This window comes from Leyella lascolaii, assembly GCF_900079775.1.
In the GTDB taxonomy this organism is placed as follows: domain Bacteria; phylum Bacteroidota; class Bacteroidia; order Bacteroidales; family Bacteroidaceae; genus Prevotella; species Prevotella lascolaii.
The window spans coordinates 323,604-349,410 of the sequence record NZ_LT556049.1; the positions used below are offsets into that span (position 1 = coordinate 323,604).

General features: G+C 50.8%; 17 protein-coding genes. 6 read left to right on the top strand and 11 right to left on the bottom strand.

Translation table 11 applies throughout. The annotated features are described in order from the left end of the window. Positions 1-18 precede the first annotated feature (18 nt). The 10 genes from BN4609_RS11610 to BN4609_RS11665 form a co-directional block, all read right to left on the bottom strand. The gene (locus BN4609_RS11610) at positions 19-3,291 is read right to left on the bottom strand and encodes a SusC/RagA family TonB-linked outer membrane protein (RefSeq protein ID WP_084791575.1); all 3,273 of its coding nucleotides are present in this window, start codon (positions 3,289-3,291) and stop codon (positions 19-21) included. Positions 3,292-4,584: 1,293 nt separating this feature from the next. Then, positions 4,585-5,211, bottom strand: a complete 627-nt coding sequence (locus BN4609_RS11620; protein WP_068856812.1) for a hypothetical protein — start codon at positions 5,209-5,211, stop codon at positions 4,585-4,587. 6 nt (positions 5,212-5,217) lie between these two features. Next, positions 5,218-5,616, bottom strand: coding sequence for a hypothetical protein (locus tag BN4609_RS11625; RefSeq protein ID WP_164071670.1), 399 nt, complete (start codon positions 5,614-5,616; stop codon positions 5,218-5,220). 602 nt (positions 5,617-6,218) lie between these two features. After that, positions 6,219-6,824, bottom strand: a complete 606-nt coding sequence (locus BN4609_RS11635) for a hypothetical protein (protein ID WP_164071671.1) — start codon at positions 6,822-6,824, stop codon at positions 6,219-6,221. A gap of 111 nt (positions 6,825-6,935) precedes the next feature. Beyond that, on the bottom strand, positions 6,936-7,223 hold the full coding sequence (locus BN4609_RS11640; protein ID WP_068856816.1) for a hypothetical protein: 288 nt from the start codon (positions 7,221-7,223) through the stop codon (positions 6,936-6,938). A gap of 31 nt (positions 7,224-7,254) precedes the next feature. Next, positions 7,255-8,274 (bottom strand): hypothetical protein, encoded by a 1,020-nt coding sequence (locus tag BN4609_RS11645; protein WP_164071672.1) that lies wholly within the window; start codon positions 8,272-8,274, stop codon positions 7,255-7,257. Positions 8,275-8,635: 361 nt separating this feature from the next. After that, positions 8,636-9,139 (bottom strand): hypothetical protein, encoded by a 504-nt coding sequence (locus BN4609_RS11655; RefSeq protein WP_164071673.1) that lies wholly within the window; start codon positions 9,137-9,139, stop codon positions 8,636-8,638. A 353-nt stretch (positions 9,140-9,492) separates the two neighbouring features. Further along, entirely contained in the window at positions 9,493-10,143 is a 651-nt protein-coding gene (locus tag BN4609_RS16775) for a hypothetical protein (protein ID WP_206196559.1), read from the bottom strand. Between the two features lie 155 nt (positions 10,144-10,298). Further along, complete coding sequence (locus BN4609_RS11660; RefSeq protein ID WP_164071674.1) at positions 10,299-11,726, bottom strand: DUF6734 family protein; 1,428 nt, start codon at positions 11,724-11,726, stop codon at positions 10,299-10,301. Between the two features lie 761 nt (positions 11,727-12,487). Beyond that, positions 12,488-12,961 (bottom strand): hypothetical protein, encoded by a 474-nt coding sequence (locus BN4609_RS11665; protein WP_068856821.1) that lies wholly within the window; start codon positions 12,959-12,961, stop codon positions 12,488-12,490. A 162-nt stretch (positions 12,962-13,123) separates the two neighbouring features. Here BN4609_RS11665 and BN4609_RS11670 point away from each other — a divergent pair, with 162 nt between their 5' ends. Beyond that, a complete protein-coding gene (locus tag BN4609_RS11670; RefSeq protein WP_068856822.1) occupies positions 13,124-13,357 on the top strand; it encodes a hypothetical protein in 234 nt (77 codons plus the stop codon). Between the two features lie 245 nt (positions 13,358-13,602). Here BN4609_RS11670 and BN4609_RS11675 read toward each other — a convergent pair whose 3' ends face one another. Further along, positions 13,603-16,698 (bottom strand): fibronectin type III domain-containing protein, encoded by a 3,096-nt coding sequence (locus tag BN4609_RS11675; protein ID WP_084791577.1) that lies wholly within the window; start codon positions 16,696-16,698, stop codon positions 13,603-13,605. 390 nt (positions 16,699-17,088) lie between these two features. Here BN4609_RS11675 and BN4609_RS11685 point away from each other — a divergent pair, with 390 nt between their 5' ends. The 5 genes from BN4609_RS11685 (at position 17,089) to BN4609_RS11705 (ending at position 25,707) form a co-directional block, all read left to right on the top strand. Further along, positions 17,089-19,347, top strand: coding sequence for a TonB-dependent receptor (locus BN4609_RS11685; RefSeq protein WP_438360819.1), 2,259 nt, complete (start codon positions 17,089-17,091; stop codon positions 19,345-19,347). 100 nt (positions 19,348-19,447) lie between these two features. Next, on the top strand, positions 19,448-21,343 hold the full coding sequence (locus tag BN4609_RS11690) for a glycoside hydrolase family 32 protein (protein ID WP_068856826.1): 1,896 nt from the start codon (positions 19,448-19,450) through the stop codon (positions 21,341-21,343). A gap of 76 nt (positions 21,344-21,419) precedes the next feature. Then, positions 21,420-23,603, top strand: coding sequence for an alpha-galactosidase (locus BN4609_RS11695; RefSeq protein ID WP_068856827.1), 2,184 nt, complete (start codon positions 21,420-21,422; stop codon positions 23,601-23,603). 48 nt (positions 23,604-23,651) lie between these two features. Beyond that, a complete protein-coding gene (locus BN4609_RS11700; RefSeq protein ID WP_068856828.1) occupies positions 23,652-24,809 on the top strand; it encodes an MFS transporter in 1,158 nt (385 codons plus the stop codon). 7 nt (positions 24,810-24,816) lie between these two features. After that, the gene (locus tag BN4609_RS11705) at positions 24,817-25,707 is read left to right on the top strand and encodes a carbohydrate kinase family protein (RefSeq protein WP_068856829.1); all 891 of its coding nucleotides are present in this window, start codon (positions 24,817-24,819) and stop codon (positions 25,705-25,707) included. Positions 25,708-25,807 lie beyond the last annotated feature (100 nt).

Sequence of the window (25,807 nt, forward strand, 5' to 3'; positions counted from 1 at the left end):
TGAGTATTTACTGTTTGTTTAGAATTTCACGTTTACTCCGAAATTGAACGACTTGTTGAGAGGATAAGAGCATCCCCAGTTGTCGCTCGTATGCTCAGGGTCGATATACTTCATGTTGCAGAACGTCAGCAGATTGTATCCGTTGACATAAACGCGGATGCTGCGTATGCCCGCGAGTTTTGTGACGCTCTCAGGCAAGGTGTATCCTATCTCGACGCTTTTCAGGCGCATGTAGTTGGTGTTGAATATCCTGAACAGCGAGCTGCCGTCGGCAACCGTTCCGCTGTAGGCATACTCACCCTTTATCCACTCCGTGTTGGTGTTGTAGGGGTTGGCGTGGGTGTCGGCAGGATGCCAGCGGTCGAGGAAATAGTCGAGTGTTCCGGAGTTGTCGTCACCCCATGCAGGCTCGGCAAGAATCTCCACATAGCTGACAGACTTTTTCAAAGCACCCTGGAAAAGGGCGTTGATGTCGACCCCGCGCCATTGCGCCGACATGTTTATACCGAAGTTCACCTTAGGCACACCGTTGTACGCTACAGGATGGCGGTCGAGGTCGCTCTTGATGCCGTCACCGTTCCAGTCCTCATATATGTAGTCGCCCGGCAGCGTCTCACGTCCGGCATATACAGGCGAGTTCGCTATATCCTCATATGAGCCGTATCTGCCTCCCTTGCCGTATCCCCACCATATGTCGGAATAACGGTTCTCCCTGCTATTGAGCCATTCGTCGTATGAGTTGCCGTAGGCTCCGTGCTCCTGGTGACGCAGTTTCGTACGTGTGAAAGACACGTTTGCCGCTATCTGATATCTGAAGTCTCTTACGGTGTTGCGGTGGCGCAGTTCCAGTTCGAAGCCTGTGGTCTTGTCGCTGTTGATGTTCTCCTGCGGCAGGTCTGTACCTACTGTCACCGGAAGGCTTGTAGCACGTGTGGCGAGCAGTCCGTCGCGCATGCGGTTGAAGAAGTCGAACGTGAATCCCAGCATGCCGTTCCACATCTCAAGGTCCACACCGATGTCGAGTGTCTTTGCGGTGTACCATGTTATCTCCCGGTTGGCAATGCCTTTGCTCTTGCTTGCGTTCACAAAAGCCCCGTCAAACACATATCCTCCTGGAAGACGGTTGTTGTCGCCTCCGGCAGGATAGCTGTAGCCCGTGATGTACTGATATGCGGCAGCAGTATCGTCACCGAGCTTTCCGTATGAAGCCCTTATCTTGAAATTGTTGATGAAGCCAAGTGACGACTCTTTCCAGAATTTCTCCTCAGAGACACGCCATCCTGCCGACGCGGCGGGGAAGAATCCCCATCTGTGTCCGGCAGCGAACATGGACGAGCCGTCGTAGCGGAAACTGAACTCAAACAGATATTTGGAAAGATAGTCATAGCTCAGACGGCCTATGTAAGACAGGTTTGTGAGATGGAAGACATCATTCTGTCCGCTGTTCATGCCGCCCTGCTGGTCTTTTGAGTCACCCGCGAAGAGATATTCTATAGGCATCGACAGATTGCGCTGGGCATAGAAGTTGTCTCCCTTACGGTCGCGTCCCTCCACAAGGAATATGGCGTCCACGTTGTGTGCGTCCGCGAAAAGACGTTTGAATCCGAGCGAGACCTGATAGAGAAACGCCTCGTTGAAGTATGCCTGACGGCGTATGCGGTTGGGACCGTTGTGCGACGTGCCGTTGTAAGTGTCGCTCGCCTCGTCGTAGGTGTAGGTGTAGAACTGGTTCCAGTAAGTCTTGTTGTTGTTCTCCTTATAGTCGTAGCTGAACATTCCTTTGATGTTAAGACCCTTCACCCAAGGTATTTCCCATGTGGCTGACGCCGAGTTCTGCATCCACTTTGTCTTATACTGCCTTGACCCCACATATTTTGCGTGTGCCTGGGCATAAGGATTGTCGTCCACGCGGGTGTCATACAGATAATCGGGGTTGTCGTTGGCGAACACCGGAAAGTATGATGGGGAACGCTGCATACAGCGTATTATCCAGTGTGTGTCGTAATTGCTCTTGTTGTTTGTCTCCATTATTCCCGACATGCTTGCCTCGACTGTGAGATTGCGGAAAGGTTTCGCCGTCACATTGGCACGCATGTTGAACTTGTCATAGTTTACGTCGCCGCTCCTTATGAACGACTGCTGGTACTGATAGCCGAGCGATGTATAGAAGTGAATCTTGTCAGTGCCTCCGCTGAGACTGATGTTGTGGTCGGTCTGGGGGACTCCGCCTTTCATTATGACACCGTACCAGTCGGTAGACTTTTTGGTTCCGTTGCGGTAGGCGGCTATCTCCTCGTCGCTGAAACGTAGGCTTCCTCCGTTCACGTTATGCATCTTTTTCTCATTGAGTATGGTCATGGCGTCGGCGGCAAGAGCCGATTTCGGCGATCCGGTGGGATATTGCAGACCGAAGTTTCCGTTATACTCAAGGTCCAGCTCACCAGCCTTTCCGCGTTTTGTAGTGATGAGCACCACGCCGTTGGCGGCTCTCACGCCATATATGGCAGCCGAGGCGTCTTTCAGTATCGATATGCTTTCGATGTCGTGGGAGTCTATCCGGCTCATGTTGTCGCGCGGTACGCCGTCCACGATGACAAGCGGACTGCCCATGCCTCGTATGTCGAAACTGTTGTTGAACTCGCCCGGCTCCGCCGTGTTCTGCACCACGCGCACTCCGGCAATCTTTCCGGTGAGCATGTTCTCCACGTTCTCGTTCTTTGTGGTGACGATGTCCTCGCTCTTTATGGCGGAAACCGCACCGGTGAGGTTGGCTTTCTTCACCGTTCCGTATCCCACTACGACAATCTCTCCCAACTGTCTCTTGTCCTCAGATATGCTGATGTGCATGTTCTGTCCGGCTTTCACCTCTATGCTCTTATATCCTATATATGAGATGACAAGTGTGCTTCCGGCGGGAGCGGAGAATGCGAACCGTCCCTCTGTGTCTGTATGACCTCCCGTCTGCGTGCCCTTCACTATAACGCTTGCGCCTATGACCGGTTCGCCTGTCGCGGCGTCGGTCACCTGTCCGTTCACGCTCACATTATTGTCGTTTGCGATGTTTCCGCTTACCGCATTGCCGCGAAGCGTGGCTATGTTTGTCCCGTTCACGGCTGTAAGGTAATTGTGTTTTTCTACAGCCGCATATGCGTATGGCTTACCGATGCCCGTCTGCAATGTCTTGTGTCCGGCTCCATAGGCTGTTGCCGAGATGGCAGTCAGTAGAACAGGCAGCATAAGCTTATGTATATTAAGAATCGTTTTCTTAATTCCCAATAACTGTTTGTTCATAACATTTGTATTAAAAGGTGTTGGTTTCAGTGATGTGGTTGATTTTAATTAAACCTCTGTCGGTATGTTATAACGTTAATAGTGCATTTTCGTCTGGCTGCAAGCTCATCATCCCTCTTACGAACTGCCGCCGTCATATTGTTTACCGTTCATTCCAGGTGCTCCCCGCCATCTCTTCAACAAGAGCGGGACTCTCTCTGCATGACGGCATTACAAGACACAGGTTAAGACTGATTACCGATTTAGGTTTGAATATATTTTTTCATTGTATTTGCTCTTTTGCTGTGATATCTACGGCTTACCTCCTTTCCTTTTTATATAAAACAGGCTGCACTCGGCAATTTGAGAGCAAGCTCTCATTGCGCCCGTTGGCACTGTTTTTTTTATTAAGTGAATAAAAATATGCATATGTTCACATAACCGCTTTCATGGAACGGCGGATTTATGAAATACATCATTCATCTTACTCAGTACTATATAATTGTTCATTTTGTCGTCTCGTAGGTTGTCTGATTGTCTGTATACAATGCTTGTCGGTTGGAGGTGACGGCATAATTTTCATCGGTAAAGATCTCGTCTTTCACAAATTTATGTATGATAAATTCGCACATGTCTACCGCTGTATTTGCCTTTTTCATCGGCTTCCTCCTCACATCCGCAGCCGTTGTGTGTGGTAAAAGTAAAGAAAAAATAATTTAACGATGTTAATACAAAGCATTATTTAAGGGATAAATAGTTAAATATCATTAATCTTTTTCGTTATTTCCGTAGCATTGGTATAACGGTACGGAAATAAGCTCGTGCTATGGCTCCGGTGTCGTGTTATTTATACAGAAAAAGCGATAAGGCAGCGTTCCTCTCCCGTATCGTTTCTATCAATTGTTGGTCTTTTTGAAAACAGTCAATGAAACGCCCAAAGTGTTTTTATATCTGACATCACAATGTTTGCACATGGTATATGTTATGGTATTCAAGATTTATACTACTATGTTTTCACGATTGCCGTTTATTGTTTTTTATAAAGCAGTAAAGCAGTACTGTAACGGTAAACACAGACAGTGAAAGCAGCAATATTACAGGTAATGACTCACATACACATGATATAAGTATTATAAATGTACCCATCAATATAATAAGGAATAGCAGCAACGGATCTTTATCCATTGGCTGCCGTAAGGGTCTGAAAAAGTCTTTAATATCATTCTTCATTATCTGCAATCCGGTAAGACTGTTCATTTGATTGACATCGCAAATATACAAAACATTATTGTATGATGCAAGTGTATTTATCATTTATAATGATTCTCTTATGTCAGGAAGTTCCTTGTCTCCCAAGTAATCGTCAGATTTCTTATAGTTTTCCACATACTCGGGGAAAATCTTTTCTACATCGAAGTCTATCACAGTGAAAACACCGGAACGCTGATAATACATTTCATAAAGATGTGTCCCGCGAAGCACGCTCGACTCCGGCAGAGTGAAATGGTACTCGTCAAACGTTCTGTCTGTAATAGCTTCCACAGGCCATGCACGCTCCGGTCCGTCCACATCAAATATATCCTCAATACTATAACTTCGAGACATCGGCTCCCCGTCTTCTCCTGCAGTATTCAGATAAAACTTGAATCCGCTCTCGTATAATGGCATGCCATAAAACATACCTTTATAATCATAATGTGTGTATACTTTTCTCGCGATTCCGGGATTGTTTCTTTCACGGGTGTTCTGGTAATGATAGTCTGGAGCGGGTCTCATGTATTTTTCCACCATCTCACGGCTTACAGTGTCCCTTAACATCAGTGACCCGTCATAATTGAAGAAAGTCAGCTCAAAATGATTCCTCCATCCGTTATACTTCAACTCGTTGCTTCTCAGCACAAAGTATTTCTCATGCATCACACCGTGCTCTATGCTGTCCACAGGAAGTTATGTATGGCGCACAGTGCCGTTGCCGTCCTTGCTCAAAACTATCAGCTCCCGGTTCATGTCATGAGCCAGATAAAGGCTGTCGCCGCAAAGGCGGAACAACGCTAACTTCGTGCTCTCCGCAGACACCTCACGCCGCCACTGCAGTTTTGTTCCTTTGAAGCACGACACACGCAGAGGACTGCCACCGGCAAACCAGAACGTGCCCTTGTCGTCGGTATCAAAACCGGAAAGAAACAGTTCTTTATTGTTTTTGTTATATATACAGTCTATTGAGTTTGGGTCACCACGAAACGCAAATTCCCAAAGGGTTATCTCGGGAAAACCATTCCTCACACGCTGCGCGTCGGCAGTGACGACAAACGACAGCAACATGGCTATTATTGAAAGTGTACGCATTAAATATATGCTTTTCATATTATTCATATTTATCATCAGTTAAGAGATTGTTGTTTGTTAAACATATTTATAGGACATCGCAAATACATAAAAACATTACTGTTTGCTACAAGTACTATTAAGTATATATTATTGAGAGTCATTCCCGTTTATGCGGCTTTCCCTCTGAATCAAAATATATCACATTGCCGCGACTGTCATATTCTACGCCATAGCCTTTATGGCAGTTCACATGAATGCGGTTCTTATATTTGTCCTTCATCTTGCGGTATTTTATCTTATACTTACAGATACTTCTTTCTTTAGAAGGACCGTCGTTTACATTAAAACACAATTTAAGCNTATTATTCTAAGATCATTGAAGTTATTGCCGTCCTTATGGAAAATCGCTAATGTCCACACTTCTATACGCTCTTTATTCTTCTTGTCCCATATATACTGGTTAGTTGAAAAAACTCCAGATTTCATATCTTCGGATGAAGTGTCTGAGCTGTCATTATACGATACTGTCAATTCTTCACGTTCTATTCTATCCTTTTGTCCCGCCGCCATCGTCAACGGAGCAGATAACAGCAAAAATGCCGCAAACAGTCTTGCAATATTCATAACCTTATATTTTTATGGAACAACTTTTCCAAATCCTTAATTTCCTTATCTCCTATGTATTTTGCCCACCTCTTATAATGTCTCATATATTCCGGGAACATCTTTTCTATATCGAAGTCTATAACCGTGAGTATGCCGGAATCCCATTGTCCGGTCAATTCATACAGGTGTGTCCCACGATATATGTTTCCATCCCAATATCCAAAATGACAATCATCATCCTCCAGGTCTGTGAAATTTATCGTATTGAACAGTTTTCCTTCATATACATCATCACTCAGGTCATATTCCTTAATGGTAGGCATATCGTCCGGTCCTCTCAGATTCAATGTGAATTCCCACAAACTCTCATACAATGCCGTTCCATGAAACATACCTTTATAATCATAGCTCGAAGCCACATTAGGATTGCAGCAACATTCTGGCACAGGTTTCATGCATTGCTCTATCATACATATGTCAACAGTATCCTTCCACAGCAGCCTACCTTCATAGTTGAAGAAACTCAGCTCGTAGTTGAATCTCATATCTTTATTTTTAACCTCGTCGCTTCTGAGAACGATATAGTTATTATGCATAAATCCTCCAACAATGCTGTCCACAGGAAGCTTTATATGACGCACAGATCCGTCCTCCTTAATCATCACTATCAGCTCCCGCTTCATGTCATGAACCAGATATACTTTGTCACCGCGCATACGGAACAGAGAGCATCAGGTCCGTTCGTCTGCCACCTCACGTCGCCACTGCAACCTATTGCCCTTGAAGCACGACACTCGCAGAGGACTGCCGCCTGCAAAGAAGAACGTGTCCTTGCCGTCGGTGTCAAAACCGGTAAAATATAAACCAAGTTTTTTATTATATATACAGTCCACCGAGTCTGCCTTACCACGGAACGTATAATCCCAAAAAGTTATCTCCGGGAAACGGTTGCTCACACGCTGCGCGTCGGCAGTGACACCGAACGACAGCAGCATGGCTACGATTGAAAGTATACGCATTAAACGGATGTTTTTCATATTAATATCATTGTTATTCGGCAACTGCCTCCGGAAGTTCCTTGTCTCCCAAGTAAGTGATGGAATACTTGTAACATTTCACGTACTCGGGGAATATCTTTTCTATATCGAAGTCAAGCACGGTGAAATGCGGATTAAGATAAAATATATAATAAAGGTGTGTGCCCCTGAATATACTTGAGTCACAGAAATCGGTGCTGGCGATACCGTCAGTCATATCGTTAAATGCAGGATGTGGCCAGTACTCGTCATCTAAAGTAAGACCGAACAGATTCCCCCACTCGTATTCCTTAATCATAGGCTTCCCTTCCATGTCCGTATTCAAGTAGAAAGTCAATCCCCTCGTATACAAATCCGTGCTGTAGAACTTACCCTTATAGTCTACGTTCGGGTTTATGTATTCCGCTATTCTTCTGCCATATTCATCACGTGTATTCTGATCATAATAATCAGGTGCCGGTCTCATCTGTTTGTTCATCATTTCATAATCTACAGTATCCTTCCATAGCAGCGTCCCGTCATAGTTGAAGAAACTCAGCTCGTAGTAATCGCCCAATATTTTATACTTCAGTTCGTTGCTTTTGAGCACAAAGTGGCTTTCATGCATCACGCCGTCCTTTATGCTGTCAACAGGAAGTTTTGTGTGGCGTACGGAGCCACTGCCGTCCTTACTCATCACTATCAGCTCACGCTTCATGTTATGGACCATATAAAGGCTGTCGCCACGAAGACGGAACAACGCTAATTTTGTGAGTCCGTCGGACACCTCACGCCGCCACTGCAACTTAGTCCCCTTGAAGCACGACACACGCAGAGGATTGCCACCGGCAAACCAGAATGTACCCTTGCAGTCGGTGTCGAAGCCTGAGATATACAGTTCGCCCCATTTGTTATATATACAGTCCACCGAGTCTACCTTACCACGGAATGTATAATCCCAAAAAGTTATCTCGGGGAAACGCTTGCTCACACGCTGCGCGTCGGCAGTGACAACAAACGACAGCAACATGGCTGCGATTGAAAGTATACGCATTAAATATATGCTTTTCATATTATTCATATTTATCATCAGTTAAGAGATTGTTGTTTGTTAAACATATTTATATAACATCGCAAATATACAAAACATTATTGTATGATGAAAGTACTATCAGTATATATTATTGAGAGTCATTCCCGTTTATGCGGCTTTCCCTCTGAATCAAAATATATCACATTGCCGCGACTGTCATATTCTACGCCATAGCCTTTATGGCAGTTCACATGAATGCGGTTCTTATATTTGTCCTTCATCTTGCGGTATTTTATCTTATACTTACAGATACTTCTTTCTTTAGAAGGACCGTCGTTTACATTAAAACACAATTTAAGCCTGNAGTATATATTATTGAGAGTCATTCCCGTTTATGCGGCTTTCCCTCTGAATCAAAATATATCACATTGCCGCGACTGTCATATTCTACGCCATAGCCTTTATGGCAGTTCACATGAATGCGGTTCTTATATTTGTCCTTCATCTTGCGGTATTTTATCTTATACTTACAGATACTTCTTTCTTTAGAAGGACCGTCGTTTACATTAAAACACAATTTAAGCCTGCATACAAGCACGCCCTTCGGATATTCCTTTACGTTCCACAACGGGCGACGCGAGTCTGCAAGCACAATCTCAAGATTCTTATTAAAAACAGGTCCCTTTACTTTTCCTAAATGAAATTCATGCGCTTCCGACCTTTCCGGATAGCCTGCTACACCTTTACGTATTGTTATTATTATTATTCTAAGATCATTGAAGTTATTGCCGTCCTTATGGAAAAYCGCTAATGTCCACACTTCTATACGCTCTTTATTCTTCTTGTCCCATATATACTGGTTAGTTGAAAAAACTCCAGATTTCATATCTTCGGACAAAGAGTCTGAGCTGTCATTGTACGACACGGCTAATCCTTCGCGTTCAATTCCAGACACTTCTCCTGCCAGTATAGACAATGGCATAACTGATAGAATAAATGCCGCTAAAAACATTGAATTTTTCTTGGTCATATTGTTTATCTTGTTTGTGTTTCCCATTTAACAATATAGTTATTTAAATAATATTTATCAAATATACAAAAAATACATATACATATTGTATATTAAATATATATTCACCTTATTTAATCTATTTTATCTATATCTTTTATCACACGACATTATTAAAGGCTATCCGCCATTAGAATATATTTTCAATAACGAATAGCCATTTTATCACTTTAACTCATAGAAACACTAACAAACATGTCTTCTGTTCCTATATCATGCGATATAGATACACTTACACGAATAGATCGAGGTTCTTCTCCTTCAACATTGAGGGATAAATCAAATTCTATGGTTGTATTGATAGAACTGCCTGAAGAACTTATTTCTTTATACTTTCCCCCAGAGGATATGCTATACTTTTTCCCATGTATAGATATTTCACCAGGCATCGATGTATTGCAAGACAATAAAATATTGTTTGCTGAATATGTATCTTTATTCCATGAATAAGCAATAACAACATCAAACTTTATTTTATAACCATCATAACTTTCAATTAGATCTTTGTGTATGTGATTTTTTTCATCAGAGGCAGTTCCGCTTCCGCAGCCGCAGCCGCTTCCACAACCGCAGCCGCTTACGCTTCCACAGCCACTTCCGCTTCCACAACCACAGCCGCAGCCACTCCCGCTTCCACAACCACAGCCACTTACGCTGCCACAGCCACTTCCGCTACCGCTGCCACAACCGCTTCCACAACCGCAGCCACTCCCACTTCCGCACACACTCGCTACCCTCATCATCATCGCACTTGGTTTCATACTCATCTGAGCCTCATTCCCAATAAGTCTCAGACCTTCATTTGTCACATTCTTTTTCATAATCATTTAATTTTTAATTTATTAATAAACACCGGACCGCCCGGCATCCCTTCTCACTTTCTCACCATCTCACTTTCTCACCCTCTCACCTTCCCACCTTCTCCCCTTCTCACCCTCTCCTTTTTCCCCTTTTACTTTTTTACCTTTTTACATTTTTACCTTTTCCTCCACATCACAGCTCCCTCCATCATCAGTCTCTCCATCGCATCTCTCACGCATCCGTCCACATACGTCGCGTCCATCTTCAGTCTGTCCGCCACACACGCCATGATGCCCTTGCGCAGCTCGCGCCATGACTGTTCCCGTCGCAGCAGCGACAGAATGTTGAAGCACAGGTCATTGAGCACTATCTCCCTGTACCCCTTTCCCGTCACCGTCGGCACGCACGCTATGTCGCGCATGCCACACGTCCAGTGCCCGCAGAGCGAGGATATGAGCAGTGCCCGTGCCTCCGTGCGCCATTTCTCAGGTATGGAGAACACCCGCATGTAAGGATTCACCGCAAGCACACATCCTTCCCTACGCTCCTCACCGATGTTGAAGAACTCCACCACACGTGCCGACAGCTCCTCCTGCCGTATGAGCCTGTCGCGCTCAACGGTGTCCCATTCCCGTTTCCTCTCCTCCAGCCAGTCAGCGTAAGAGGCGACACACCTCACGGCAGACAGCCTGTCTGTTTCAGCCACCGGCATGCCCGAAAGCCTCGGATGCCTCCCGCCGAACATCTCCGCTATTCTCCAGAAATATTCCGGATATCTGCCGAGCAGTGTCCTGGAGAGCAGCGCGCACGCCTTGGCGTTGCGTTTGTGTCCGCCCAGAAGATGCAGCAGCGGACGGCGGCTGATGTTGAGGAAGTCGCAGAACTCACCGTAGGTATATCCGTTGTCGCACGTCCTTCCTGCGAACAGCGTCGTCACCTTCCTCCTCTCCGCCTTCACCATGGCATAGAACAGCACCTGCTCGAACATAAGGTTATAGTTGCCGTTCAGCCGTCCGCTGTCCGCGCGGTCAAGCCCGTTGTCCCTTATTATGCGGAACGCCTCGTCACAGTAGCGTTGTATGAAACCTGTGTCGCTGCCGCCCAGCACTCCCGCGTTGTAAGAGCCGATTGACTGCCGTGCCAGCTCCTCGTGCAGGCAGCTCGGCATCACCATGTCACGTGTGTCCAGACCGTCCATAATGTTCTTATAATAAGCCGTGCCCTCCTCCTCGTTCTGCGCTATGAGTCCACACGAACCTATGTCGGCGGCGAGCCTCCTTGGCACGAATATGTCGCCGTCCACATGTATGAAAGGCGTGTCCTGCATCGAGTATGTCATCATCTTGGCGTAAGCCCAGTGCGGTTCAGGTATGTCAAGACGGTCATAACACACCCTCACCTGCGTGTAAGGCAGCCTTAGACGGTCTATGAGCACCGCCGCTCCCTCAGAGTCGGTGTAAAGCTCCACGTCGTCATAACTCTCCCTCAGCATCAGGCAGCTCAGTGCCCATGCCATGAGATGATACTGCGGTTCGAGCCAGCCAAAGCTGTCCCAGACAAGGCTTTTGTGCCCTGTCCAAAGTGTCTGTACTGTTTTTTCCATTTTTGTGTGTATGTTTGTGTTTTTCTCCCCAACCATCCATGAGTATGCCTCCGGCTGGCTGTCAATACGGCAGATATCCTCTGCCGGTGCGGGATTACTAAGGTACCGTGTTTTTCTTCATCCCCTGTCAGACGTCACAAAGACAATGCAAACGAGAGGAAAGAGAGCTTGCTCTTTATTTCCCGAGTGCAGCAATGTCTTATGCAAAGATATTGCAAGGCGAGAGCAACGGCAAGCAGGGAAGACCGAGTCTTGCCTGACTTTACACTGCCGAGCCGCCGCTTGTCTTATGCAAAAATATAACAACGCCCTGCCGGATGCAATAGCTTATAGGGGTAGTTAACGTTTGTTTACATTTGAATATACGTTACACAACCCATGCAACTATATGTTTTCCAATAAATTACGTCATAGCGGCAACGCAAAAAAAATTTTCGGGAAACCATACGCGCCCTTCCCATTTTCCCACTTTCATAAACACAACACAAGCATGAGCCGCTCTCCGCAAGCATTATTCCCGTCGCACAGCATGCGTTACGTCACACGGGTGCGGATAAAAAAGAAAAGCGGCACCACAGCCGCTTTTCTCTCACACATACATACCGTCGCATATACATAAATGCCTTGCATGCATGTCCTGTCTCACCCTGACCGCCCGTCACACCGCCAAAGCCATATTGCCACAGGCTGCCGGCTCTTCAACCACACTGCGCACTGCAAGTCCGGCTGAAGTCCGATAACCGGTCCGGAGTAAAAAAGAGCTATTCCGCTTTCTTTACGTCCTCTTTGAGCTGGCGGTTGTCAAGCGGCTCATGCAGCCTCACATAATCTCCTTTCAAGGTACCTCCGCCCGAACAGTAATAATAAAGGATGGTGTCGTCGTCTGATGAAATGCCAAGAGTGTCATCGCGAAGGGTGAAATATATGTGGTTTCCTTCTGTCTCGACAACAAGAGAGTCACCGTCAGGCGTAAGTATGCCGTCACCGTCGAAGGTGCACGAAGGTTTCTTTATGTCGGCTCTTGAACGTATGCTTATGTGTGCGGTAGAGTCAGATGTCTCCGTTATGCTCACCGCCGTCCAGTCGTTGCCCTCGGCGCGCTGGGCATATTCCTCTGTCACGAAGTCGCCTAAGAACGACGACTCCTTCAGTGTTTTCCGTTCGGCTTGTTTTACAGGTTTGTTTCCGCATGATGCAATGACGGCGAGTACCGCCAGAAATGCGATTTTCTTCATAATCTTTAATTTTTGGGGTTTTAATTTAAAATTTTTCCGCTTATCATATAAGTCTGACAAAAATAAGGATAATTTCCGAATAAACATAACAAACGCACGCGAAAATATTCCGGAAAAGCGTCGCGCCGTTGCATAAATATACGTTTCCGACGGTAAAAAATATTGACAAAACATTTTTGCAAAACAGAAAACGCCGTGCGCCATGACGTGTCCTTCCTCACACCGGAAAGCCTTTTCTGTGACGGCAAAGGCGAAGCCGGACGGCTGGAATATTCCTTTCTCACTGCGGAAAAGGCTCTTCCGCGCCACGGAACGCGCTCTTTCAGCTCACGGCAAAGCGTCTTCCACCGTGCCGAAAAGCCCGTATCGGTGACCCATAAAGGCTCTTCTGCATAGCCGAAGGGCGTGACTGACGGGCATGAAAAACGCAACCCGCTGACCGGCAGCGGGTTGCGCTAAGTCTCCGAGAACGGTGTATTTGCCTCTGAAAAACATTCCGTACGCAACAGGCGGCTTGATTTTGAGTTATGCCCCCGCATCCATGCATATGCCGCCCGACTTTTTGCATATATATGCATACCTTTGCCTGAAGCGCGCACCATGGCGTGCGGGGCTGACGCTCACTGTCCGTAGGCGGCTGTTCAGTCCGTCACCAGCTTCCTGCCTCCTACGATGTACAAGCCCTTTCCGAGAGTGCCGTAGCTGTTCAGTCCGCGTTTCACGTTCAGACGCGCCTTCCTCGTGCCGTCCGGACGATACACGTCCACCTTGCACTCCCTGTCTGACGAGATGTAGAGCACGCCGTTCTCCGCATACACCTTCATCCCTTCCTTTACGGAGGATATGTCTGTCGACAGCTCGCTCACGGTGAAGTGCTTCCTCTCCGACACCTCGTCCCACGAGTCGTTGATGTAGAGCGAGCAGAAATATTTGCCCGGCTTGAGGTCGCCCGCCTTTATCTCTATTTTCCCGTCGATGCTTCCGTAGGTGTAGAAGAATCCGTCGAGGTCGTCCACGCCCGGCACTTTTCCTTCCTCATACACGCCTATCCAGTCTTTCGGTGTGCCCGGAGCCTCGTGGTAGTGTATGGTGATGTCCTCGTCGCAGAGATACTCCGTCTTGTCAAGACTCACCGAAGAGATGTTGTCTCCGATGGCGAACATGAGCCTCTCCGACGGTTCGAAGTACTTTCCGCGCGTAAAGTAGTTCACGAAGTAATAGCCTTTCGGCAGGTCTTCCGTGAGCGTCATCACACCCTCTTTAGCCTCTCCGGTGTAGTCCCATGAGTCTGAGAGGTCTGACGTTCCCGGCACTTCGCCCATGCGGTAAATGCCTATCCAGTCGTCCTTCAGTCCAGGCGCGTTGGCGAACGTGATGCTTATGTCCTCGCCCACCTCATACTTGTCCTTCTCCAGCGACAGCTCAGGTACCGGTCCGAAGTAGAACGGCAGCCGCTCCGTTATCTCTGTGTAGCCCTCGTCGGCGAACAGCACGGCGTAGTATTCGTTCACCTCGTCGATGGTGAACTTCAACGATCCGGCAGCCTGCGACGTGTAGTTCCATTTGTATGATGTCGTCGTGCCTGCTCCCTCTCCTCCGGGAGTCTCGCCATTGCGGTATATTCCTATCCATGCGTTCTTGCCCACCGGCGCGTTGGCATAGGATATCTCTATCTCGCTTCCCGGCTCATACACTTTCTTTTCTATGGTGATCATCGGCTCGCTTATGACGCTTCCCGTCACCTCGAACCCCTTCGGCTCCGACCATTCCGACCACTCCAGATTCTCGTCGCGGTATCTCACCCGCACGTAGTATGTGCCGTTGCCCAGTCCGCGCGAGGGCAGTGTATATTCGGTTATGTCCTGATTGTGGTTGAGGTCTATGGGCAGATAGAGCGGGGCTCCGGTAGAGCCGTAGAGGTTCTCCACGTCTCTCACCACGTTGAGCGATATTGCTGAGAAGTTCACGTTGGTAGAGAACTGATACTGCACGGTGTTGAGCTTCTCACCGGTCTGTGTCTTGTATGGGCTGGCGTGGAACGTGTAGGGCAGCTCCACCTCGCTGTCCACCTCTCCGAGCTCGGGCTTCTCGGGCGCCGCCTTGCCGAATGAGCGGTGGAAGGAGTCTATGAGGATGTTGTCCACCACGAGTCCCTTGTTGCCTATGGCGTAGCACTCAGCCCTCATCTCCTTCTTCTCGAAGTCGAACTCCAGTATCTGGTAGCCCCAGTAGTCAATGGTTTTCTGCACGTCGTCATAGTCCTGCTCCGACGACATTCCCCACAGCTGGTCGTATGACGCCGCTCCGTTTATGATGTGATAGAGCGGATAGTCGGCTATCTGTCCGCGGTGATAGAGGTGGTGGTGTCCTCCGTAGTTGAGCACATGCTTGGGAGTCTCCGAGAGTATTGGCATTATCTCGTTTCTTGCCCACGCCGATATGTCGCCTATATACTGCTCCGCCTGTATCGGACGGTGGTTCACGCTGATGATGAAGTCCACGCTGTCGTCGTTCTTTGCGGCGTCAACCACCTTCCTCACCCAGCTCTTCTGCTCCTCGCCAGTGTGCTCGGTGCTCAGCACCACGAAGAGTATGCGTCCTGCCTGATAGGCGTAATAGTTCTCCGTGCCGCTCTTTATGCCCTGATACTCCAGCTCCTCGAAGTGGTTGTGCGCGGCATACCGCTCCATGCCCGGGTCGCTGTAAGTGTCGTGGTTGCCCACAGCCGTCATGATTGGGAGGTAGGGCGACATCTGCCTGTTCTTCCAGTAGTTCACGAGCTCATACTGGTCGAGCGTTCCGTTGTCCACCTGGTCGCCCACGTTCATTATCATGTTGATGTTCTCCTCGAGGTTGCCGTATTTCTCGTTTATCTTTCTTTTGGCAGCCTGCATGAGCCATTCATATCCGCTGCGCTTCTTGAGCTGGTGGTCGCCCATGAGTAGTATGCGCATGGGAGTCTTTCCGCCTTTCTCCGGCATGGTGCGGAATCGGTAGACGGGGCTTTCCTCCGAGCCGCTCCTCACCTTATAATAATATATGGTGTTTGGCTCGAGCGAGGTGAGCTTCACCGAGTTCCAGAAGTAAGTGTCCGACAGTTTGCCGGCTGTTCCCCCCACGGTTGCGTCGAGATTGTCCTCAGACTTGCCGAACATCACCTCCGGAGTGTTGTCGAAGTCGGTCTTCCAGCTTATCCATATGGAGTGGTCGGTGGCTGTCTGGAGGTAAGGCTCGGTCATCTTGCGGTATGGCGCGCCCTCGAGATCCACCGTCACGCGGTGTGCCATCACCTGCTCATAGCCGTCGTCACCGGTCACGGGCTCATAGTAGATGTCAGCCTCGGTGTATGTCTTTCCGCCTATCTCTATGCTCTCGCCCGGTTTGATGGAATGGTCTGTGAAGCCCTTCACATAGCGGTGGAAGGTGATGTCGAGCGACAGCGTGTCCTTCGTGCCGTCGTTGAAGGTGCGCTCCACCATCATCGGACTGTCCTGCGCGATGAACGTGGCTCTTATCCTTGCCGTGGGAGTGCCCTGTCCATCCACGATGTCGCAGCCCGTGGCAGGCAGCCAGCGGTAGTCTGTCACGTCAGCGTTTTCGTCCACGCTGTAGGTCTTCACGTCGCCTGTCCTCATGTCGGCGTCGCCTTTGATTGTGCCGGTGTTGTCCGCCTGAAGGCCCAATACATGTCCTGCAAGCAGCATCGCCAGCGATCCTGAAAGTAAAAATCTGTTCATAATATAGCTTTGTTTGGTCGTGCAAAACTACACATACGATGTTACCGCGCGGTTTCAACGGCTTTGCAATGTGGTTGAGAATGCGCGACAAGACTGCGACGGGCTCCGTCACAGAAAGCTGCATGGCGTTCCCTGCCATGAGCCTTGCCGTGCGCCGGATGCCTGTCCGCATGATACGGTGGTTTGAAAAAATCGTTCAAAACCTGTCAAAAATGTTACATGAACGATTTTTTATATACTCTGAAACATATATGTAACAGCAGTTTACGCTTAATTCATACATTTGCGGCAGAAAAAAATTGAATAACTAAAACGACAACAACTCTTTTTTATTTTACCGTTATGAGAACACTCAATCACACAAAAGCAAGATTCCGCACAGTGGCGTTCATGTCATTGCTCGCATGCTCTTATGTACACGCGCAACAGACAGCTACAGGCGATGAAGGCTCCGGAAAGGAGGAAGGCAACCGCAACGTGATGCTCAACGCCTCAAGCGCAAACGGACCGAGGGAGATACAGATAGGACTGCCCTCTGCCGACGTGAATGTGCTGGAGAACGGACTGCCCGTCACCTACGCCACCAATCCTCACTCTATCAACTCCAACTGGCGCTCGGACGCGAGCCTGAGCCATGTGGGACTGCTCAAAATCTCGGAGACGGCAATCACTACCGGAAACATAGGATATGCCGTCAACTCGTTCACGCAGCTGGGACAGGAAGGATTCAACGGCAGACTCGACTACAAGTCGAACCACTTCGGCTTGCAGGAGTTCTCGCTCAACCTCAACGGATCCATCGGAAAGGGATGGTATTACAGCACAAGCCTTTATCAGGACTTCGACCCGGGAACGTTCAAGATAAGGTCTACGCCCTTTCAGGACCGCACGCAGATATACAAGGCGGCTCTCACCAGACGCTACAGCGAGGGCAGGGGTGAGTTCACGGCAATGTACCGCTATTCCAACAGCCACCCCGTATACACTTACGCCACACAGTCGGCTCCGTTCATCTATGCCGGAGACGGCAGCGTGAAGGAATATGGGGGATTCAGGCTCGGCACAACCTCGTATCTTCCCAAGGACAACACTATGACCTATCGTGACATGCGCACGGGCGAACTGAAGCAGACCACACTCTATGACGCCATAGCCAACCGATCGAGCGAGGTGTCGCTGATGAACACTTACAAATGGGACAACGGACTCACGTGGAAAGTGGCAGGACGCTATGACAACGCGCACGGAGCGCTGGTCTACCAGACTCCAATGTCGCTCATCAACGTGAAGGACGGCAACAGCTACAACTATGTGACCCGGGGCATCGGCGGACAGCTCACTCCCTATACCGGAGAATATGTGCAGACGCGCATGTCGTGCCTCAACTCGGGCGACATAGACGAGCTGCTCCTCACCTCGGAGCTTTCGAAGAAGTTCGCCACATCAACCCTTCGCATAGGTGTGAACGAGTGGTATTACAACGTGGACTATACGTCCAACACCACGATGTACGACCAGAGCGTGCCTGCCGACGGCGGTTATCCGGTGAGGGTATACGACGCCGCCAGACGCAGCGACTATTTCTACGACTTCAACAAGAACGCATCCGAATATTACAAGGGACACGAGAACAAGCTCGCGCTTTATCTCACACACGACTGGGACATCACTCCGAAGTTCAATGTTTACTACGGCGCGCGCCTCGAATGGCAGTCGCTCAAAGGAGAGAACGCGGCTGTGAGAAACGCCGAGGGACAGTATGTGGGACGCTTCGCCGACTATCACTTAGGCGCGACAGCACCTGACGGGACAAAAATCACACCCACTCCGCTGAGCTACGACTGGCTGAACTACGACCTTACTGCCGCCCTCACATACCGGCTCACAGGAAACTTCGGACTGACAGGCGACTTCACATACATCGTGCAGCATCCGCGTTTCGAGAACTTCTCGCCCGCCACACTGCCCAACACCGACAGAATCTCAGTGCCGCTCGGACGTGCCGGAATATACTACAACAACTCTTGGCTGAGCCTCACCTCGCTTTTCTCATACATCTCAAAGACAAACAACAACTCCACGCTCAACCTCCAGCACGGCGGGGAGATAATGGCTGCGCCGCTCACATACGACATACAGACCATCGGATGGACAACTGACGTGATGGCGCATCCTGTGAAGGGACTCGACATACACTTCCTTTTCACTTACCAGAAGCCGACATACAAGAAATATGAGACGTCAGTCACCTTCTCAGACGGATATGAGGGGAAAATCAACGCCACAGGAAACATCGTGGCTGAGATACCGCAGGTGCTCATAGAGTTCGACCCGAGCTACATGATAACCGACGACCTGAAGATATGGACAAGCTTCCGCTACTTCAGCAAGACCTACGCCAACATCAATGAGGCTTACTACTTCAACGGACACTGGGAGACCTTCGGAGGAGTGAACTGGCAGGTGAACAGGAAGCTGTCGCTCGGATGCACCGTGGTGAACTTCCTCAACCAGACCGGAGCGAAGGGAAGCATAGCCGGAGCGGAGCTTATAACAAAGGACGAGGCGAAACAGTATGACGGTCACCTCATGACCGGAAGCTACCTGCGTCCGTTCACAGTGGAGTTCTCCGCATCGCTCAGATTCTGACCACAAGGGCTGTCCCGCACGCATGACGGCTGACGGTGCGGCAGGACAACCTTTCTTTACAACCGTTCAAAATATAATAACTGACAATCCGAACAAATCTATGAAAAAAATCGTTTTTATCAAGACCATTGCCCTTGCGGCTGTTTCTCTCGCCGCACAGGCTGCCGTTGCGCAGGACATCAAAGTGAGCCGCAGCGGCGACACGACGGTTGTCGTGATAGACAATCCGAAGAAATATCTCATCCTCCCAGTGGAGGAAGACAAGGGAGAGGCACGGGTGTTGCTCGACACAGGCTCTCCGGCTGACACTTGGATGGACGTGCGCCTCGCACAGGACAGGACAGACTACTGCGTGCCATTCGCATTGGGCGGCGGCAGCAAAGCCGTTGTCAGGATTCTGAACATCAGTCATGACGCTCTCGCGCTCAGATCGCTGAGGACGTCTGACACATGGAGCGTGGCGAACACCGACTACTACCGCCCGCTTTACCATCACACTCCGTCATACGGATGGATGAACGACGCCAACGGTATGGTATACAAGGACGGCGAGTATCATCTCTATTTCCAGTACAACCCTTACGGCTCGAAGTGGGGAAACATGCACTGGGGACACGCCGTGAGCACCGACCTCGCACACTGGAGGGAGATGGAGCCTGCCATAGCGCGCGACACCATGGGGCACATCTTCTCGGGAAGCTCTGTGGTGGACAAGGAAAACACAGCCGGATATGGCAAGGGTGCCATCATCGCGCTCTACACTTCGGCGAGCGACAGGAACGGACAGATACAGTGCATGGCATACAGCACCGACAACGGACGCACGTTCACGAAGTATGAGGGAAACCCCGTGCTGCGCCCGTTCGACGGACTGAAGGACTTCCGCGACCCCAAAGTGTTCTGGTATGAGCCTGCCGGAGCATGGTATATGATTGTCTCGGCAGACAAGGAAATGCGCTTCTACAAGTCTGACAACCTGAAGAAGTGGACGTATGTCAGCGCATTCGGACGCGGATACGGCATGCAGCCGTCACAGTATGAGTGCCCTGACTTCGTGCGGCTGCCTGTCAACGGCGACATGAACGACATGAAGTATGTCATGCTCATGAACGTCAATCCGGGCTGTCTTTTCGGTGGCAGCGCGACAGAATACTTCGTGGGAGACTTCGACGGCAAGGAGTTCAGATGTCTCGACGACCCGCACACGCCCAAGTGGCTCGACTACGGCAAGGACCATTATGCCACAGTGTGCTTCTCAAACACAGGCGACAGGGTAATCGCACTGCCATGGATGAGCAACTGGCAGTATGCCAACGTCACCCCGATAAAGCAGTACAGGGGCGCCAACGCCCTGCCTCGGGAGCTGTCGCTCTACACCAAGGACGGACGCTACTATGTGGCTGCCGACGTGGCGCCGGAGATAAGGGCGTTGAGGAAAGACACAAGGAATGTGCCCGACATGAGGGTAGACGGCTCTGAAGACAAGGCGGCGGTGGCTGACGGATGTGACGGGGCGTTCGAGATAGAGGCTGACATAACCCCGGGAGAGGCAGGCGTTGCAGGACTGGAGATTTACAACGGAAAGGGAGAAAAGACCGTCATATATCTTGACATGAGGAACAGGCGCATCGTGACAGACCGTACGCAGAGCGGACTGACCGACTTCGGACTGAAGGCTGAGCCTCACGACATAGAGAAGAAAGCCGACGCGCAGCGTGCGGAAGAGAACAGAAAGCCTATGCGCATTGAGAACGCCGTGAACTACAAGAACGACTTCGCGCTCGGCACATGGGCTCCGCTGGAGCTTTGCGAAGGCAAGACCTATCATGTGGACATATTCGTAGACAAGTGTTCGGTGGAACTGTTCGTCGACGGTGGACGCATTGCCATGACCAATCTCGTGTTCCCCACAAGCCCATACGACTCGCTGCGGTTCTATACCGAAGGCGGAACGGCGGCTTTCAGAAATGTGAAGTTGCACAAAATAAGCCTGTAGACACAATATCATAACGCCTCCGTGCGTTATGATTATTGTAAATCTATTTAATACAATCTTATAAAAACACATTCTGATGAGAAAACTCTTACTTATGGTGTCAGCCTTGCTGATACTCGCACTCCCGGCGGACGCCGACGGACAGAAGACCATCCGCGTAAGCACCGACAACACAGACATGATATTCCAGGTGAACGACAAGGGACGGCTATACATGGTTTATCTCGGCGACCGACTGCTCAACGCCGACGACGCCTCACGGTTCGGATGGAGCGTGTACACCGGAACAGACGGCAGCGTGAGCCAAAGGGGACACGAGGCGTACATGGCTTCGGGCGGAGAGGACTTCTTCGAGCCTGCTCTGGCGGTGACGCATGCCGACGGAGACATGACCACCTATCTTTATTATAAGGACTCGCAGACACGCGCCATCGACGGAGGCACGGAGACGGTGATACGTCTTGCCGACAGGAAATACCCGCTTGAGGTGACCCTCCACTACGCCGCCTACACACGGCAGAACGTCATCAAGGCGTGGAGCGAGATAAAGCACGGGGAGAAGTCGGACATCACGCTGTGGAGATATGCGAGCACCATGCTCTACTTTAACGAGCCGGCATACTATCTCACCAACTATCACGGCGAATGGGCACGCGAGGCGCAGCCTGCCACACAGCAGCTCACGTTCGGAAAGAAAACCATCGACACCAAGCTGGGAACGCGCGCGGCGATGTTCATGCAGCCGTTCTTCGAGCTGGGCATAGGCTCTCCGGCGCAGGAGAACGCCGGACGGGCATTGCTCGGAACGATAGGATGGACGGGCAACTTCAGCTGTACGTTCGAGGTGGACAACGTGGGCGGACTGCGCGTCATACCGGGAATAAACCCTTATGCGTCCGACTACAGGCTGAAGGCTGGCGAGACGTTCGTCACGCCGGAGTTCATCTTCACCCTCAGCGACAACGGTACGGGAGAGGCAAGCCGCAACCTGCACGACTGGGCAAGGCTCTACCAGCTGAAGGACGGAAAGGGAACACGCATGACGCTCCTCAACAACTGGGAGAGCACAGGGTTTGACTTCAACCAGGAGAAGCTCGCCGGAGTGATGCAGGATGCCGCACGGCTGGGAGTGGACATGTTCCTTCTTGACGACGGATGGTTCGCATCGAAGTATCCGCGCGACAACGACCGGGCAGGTCTGGGCGACTGGGAGCCTAACCCGGTGAAGCTGCCGCAGGGCATCGCAGGGCTGACGGCTGCCGCTGAGAAGGCGGGAGTGAAGTTCGGCATATGGATAGAGCCGGAGATGGTGAACCCCAAGAGCCGCCTCTACGAGGAGCATCCCGACTGGGTGATAACGCAGAACGGGCGCGACACCTACTACTACCGCAACCAGCTTGTGCTCGACCTTGCCAATCCGAAGGTGCAGGACTATGTGTTCGGCGTCGCCGACAAGATACTCACCGACAACCCCGGTGTGGCTTACTTCAAGTGGGACTGCAACAGCCCCATCACCAACATACGCTCGCCTTACCTGAAGAAGAGGCAGGGCAACCTGTATGTGGACTACGTGCGGGGGCTGTACAACGTGCTCCGCAGACTGAAGGCTAAATATCCGGACGTGCCGATGATGCTCTGCTCGGGTGGAGGATCGCGCTGCGACTATGAGGCTCTGAAGTATTTCACCGAATACTGGTGCAGCGACAACACCGACCCCTTCGAGCGCATATACATACAGTGGAGCATGTCGAAGTTCTTCCCAGTGAAGGCGATGGCGGCTCACGTGACCGACTGGAACCGCGGGGCGTCGCTCAAGTTCAGGCTCGACGTGGCGAGCATGTGCAAGCTGGGATTCGACATCGACGTGAGCAAGATGTCCGAACAGTACCTCAATCTCTGCCGCAAGGGTGTGGAGAACTACAACCGCCTGAAGCCTGTCATCCTCGACGGTGACATGTACAGGCTCATATCTCCGTATGAGGGCAACCACGCCGCCGTAAACTACGTGTCGAAGGACAGAAGCCGCGCCGTGCTCTTCGCCTACGACCTGCATCCGCGCTATCAGGAACCTGTGCCGAACGTGAGGCTGCGCGGACTCGACCCGGAGCGCGCATACAGCGTCAAGGAGATAAACCTGCCCGACGGACGCGAGGCTGAAGCGCGTACCTACACGGGCGACTGGCTCATGAAGATAGGCTTGCCTGCGCTTTCGGCGGCTGACGGCGCGAGCCACGTATATGAGCTTACGGCGACCGACTGACGCTCCGGAGCCAGAATGACGAATGAAAAATAAAAACCGCAAATCATTATGAAACAAAATAAGACGATTTACATTGTCCCCGTGATGTTCTGCTTCTTCGCGATGGGATTTGTCGACCTGGTGGGCATCGCCTCCAATTATGTCAAGGAAGACCTTGCGCTCAACGACTCAACGGCAAACATACTGCCGTCGCTCGTGTTCTTCTGGTTTCTCATCTTCAGCGTGCCCACGGGCATGCTCATGAACCGCATAGGACGCAAGAACACCGTCCTGCTGTCGCTTCTGGTGACACTCTTGTCGCTGCTGATGCCTCTCATAGACGAGAGCTTCGCCGTGATGCTCGTAGCCTTCTCGCTGCTCGGCATCGGCAACGCGCTCATGCAGACGTCGCTCAACCCGCTCATCTCCTCCATCATCAGCGGCAAGCATCTCGCCAGCACGCTCACTTTCGGACAGTTCATCAAAGCCATAGCGTCGTTCCTCGCGCCTTATCTCGCCATGTGGGGAGCAACGGCGGCAATGCCTTCGTTCGGTTTCGGATGGAAAGTTCTGTTCGCCATATACCTTGTGGTGGGCATCGCGGCGACACTGCTGCTGTGGGCTACACCGATAGACGAGGGCGGACAGCGGGACAGCGCGTCGGGTTTCGCCGACTGCCTGCGACTGCTCGGCAAACCGGTAGTGCTGCTGTCGTTTGTAGGAATAATGTGTCATGTGGGCATTGACGTGGGAAGCAACACCACCGCGCCCAAGATTCTCATGGAGCGACTTGGCATGACTCTCAACGAGGCGGCGTTCGCCACGAGCCTCTACTTCATCTTCCGTACAGTGGGATGTCTCACGGGTTCGTTCATTCTGCGTGTGATGAACCACCGCGCTTTCTTCACAGTGAGCATCCTGATGATGGCTCTCAGCATGGCTGGACTTGCCTTCGGCACGTCTGAGGCGGTGCTCTACACTGCGATTGCGCTCGTGGGCTACGGCAACTCCAACGTATTCTCGCTTGTCTATTCGCAGGCTCTGCTCTCCGTACCCGACCGTCAGAACGAGGTGTCGGGACTGATGATAATGGGTCTTTTCGGCGGTACGGTGTTCCCGCTGCTCATGGGATTCGCCGCCGACGCCGCCGGACAGACGGGAGCCGTGGCTGTGATGGCTGTGGGAGTGGTATATCTTCTTACTTTCATAAAGAACATAAAACACTGAAAGACATATGAAAAATATTGTAGCAGGACTCGGGGAGGCTCTGTGGGATGTCCTTCCCGACGGCAGAAAATTAGGTGGCGCACCGGCAAACTTCGCCTATCATGCCGGACAGTTCGGAATGGACACGGTGGCTGTGAGCGCGCTGGGCGACGACAGTCTGGGCGACGAGACGTGCGCCGAGCTCGACAGCAAGGGACTGAGACATCTCATGCCGAGGGTGCCTTTCCCCACGGGAACGGTGCAGGTGACGCTCGACAAGGCGGGAGTGCCGGCATACGACATAAAGGAAGGCGTGGCGTGGGACAACATTCCGTTCACGCCCGAGATGGAGAGTCTGGCACGCGGATGCCGCGCGGTGTGCTTCGGGTCGCTGGCACAGCGCAACGCCGTGTCGCGCGACACCATACACCGCTTCCTTAAAGCCACGCCGAAGGACTGCATGCGCATCTTCGACATCAACCTAAGGCAGAACTTCTACACGAAGGAGGTGATACAGGAGTCGCTCAGAATGTGCAACGTGCTGAAGATAAACGATGAGGAGCTGGTCATCATAGGCAGGATGTTCGGCTATCCGGGACTCGACATGAGCAACAAGTGCTGGCTCTTACTCGGCAAGTACAACCTCGACCTGCTCGTACTCACCTGCGGGGTGAACGGCAGCTATGTGTTCACACACGGGGAGATGTCGTTCTTCGAGACACCCCGGGTGGAGGTTGCCGACACTGTGGGAGCGGGCGACTCGTTCACCGGATCGCTCTGCGCCGCGCTCATCAGCGGCATGCCGGTGGCGGAGGCTCACAGGCTCGCCGTGGACGTGTCGGCTTATGTGTGCACACAGAACGGCGCGATGCCGGAGCTTCCTGAAGGACTTACGTCGAGAATAGCGCGCAAGGCGTGACTCCGGAAGGCTGATGGCGCACCGCTCAGGAGTGTCTGCCGGACAGCAGTCGCCGGTCCAACAGTTTACGGGTTGTCTGCCCATGACACCCAATAAGAAA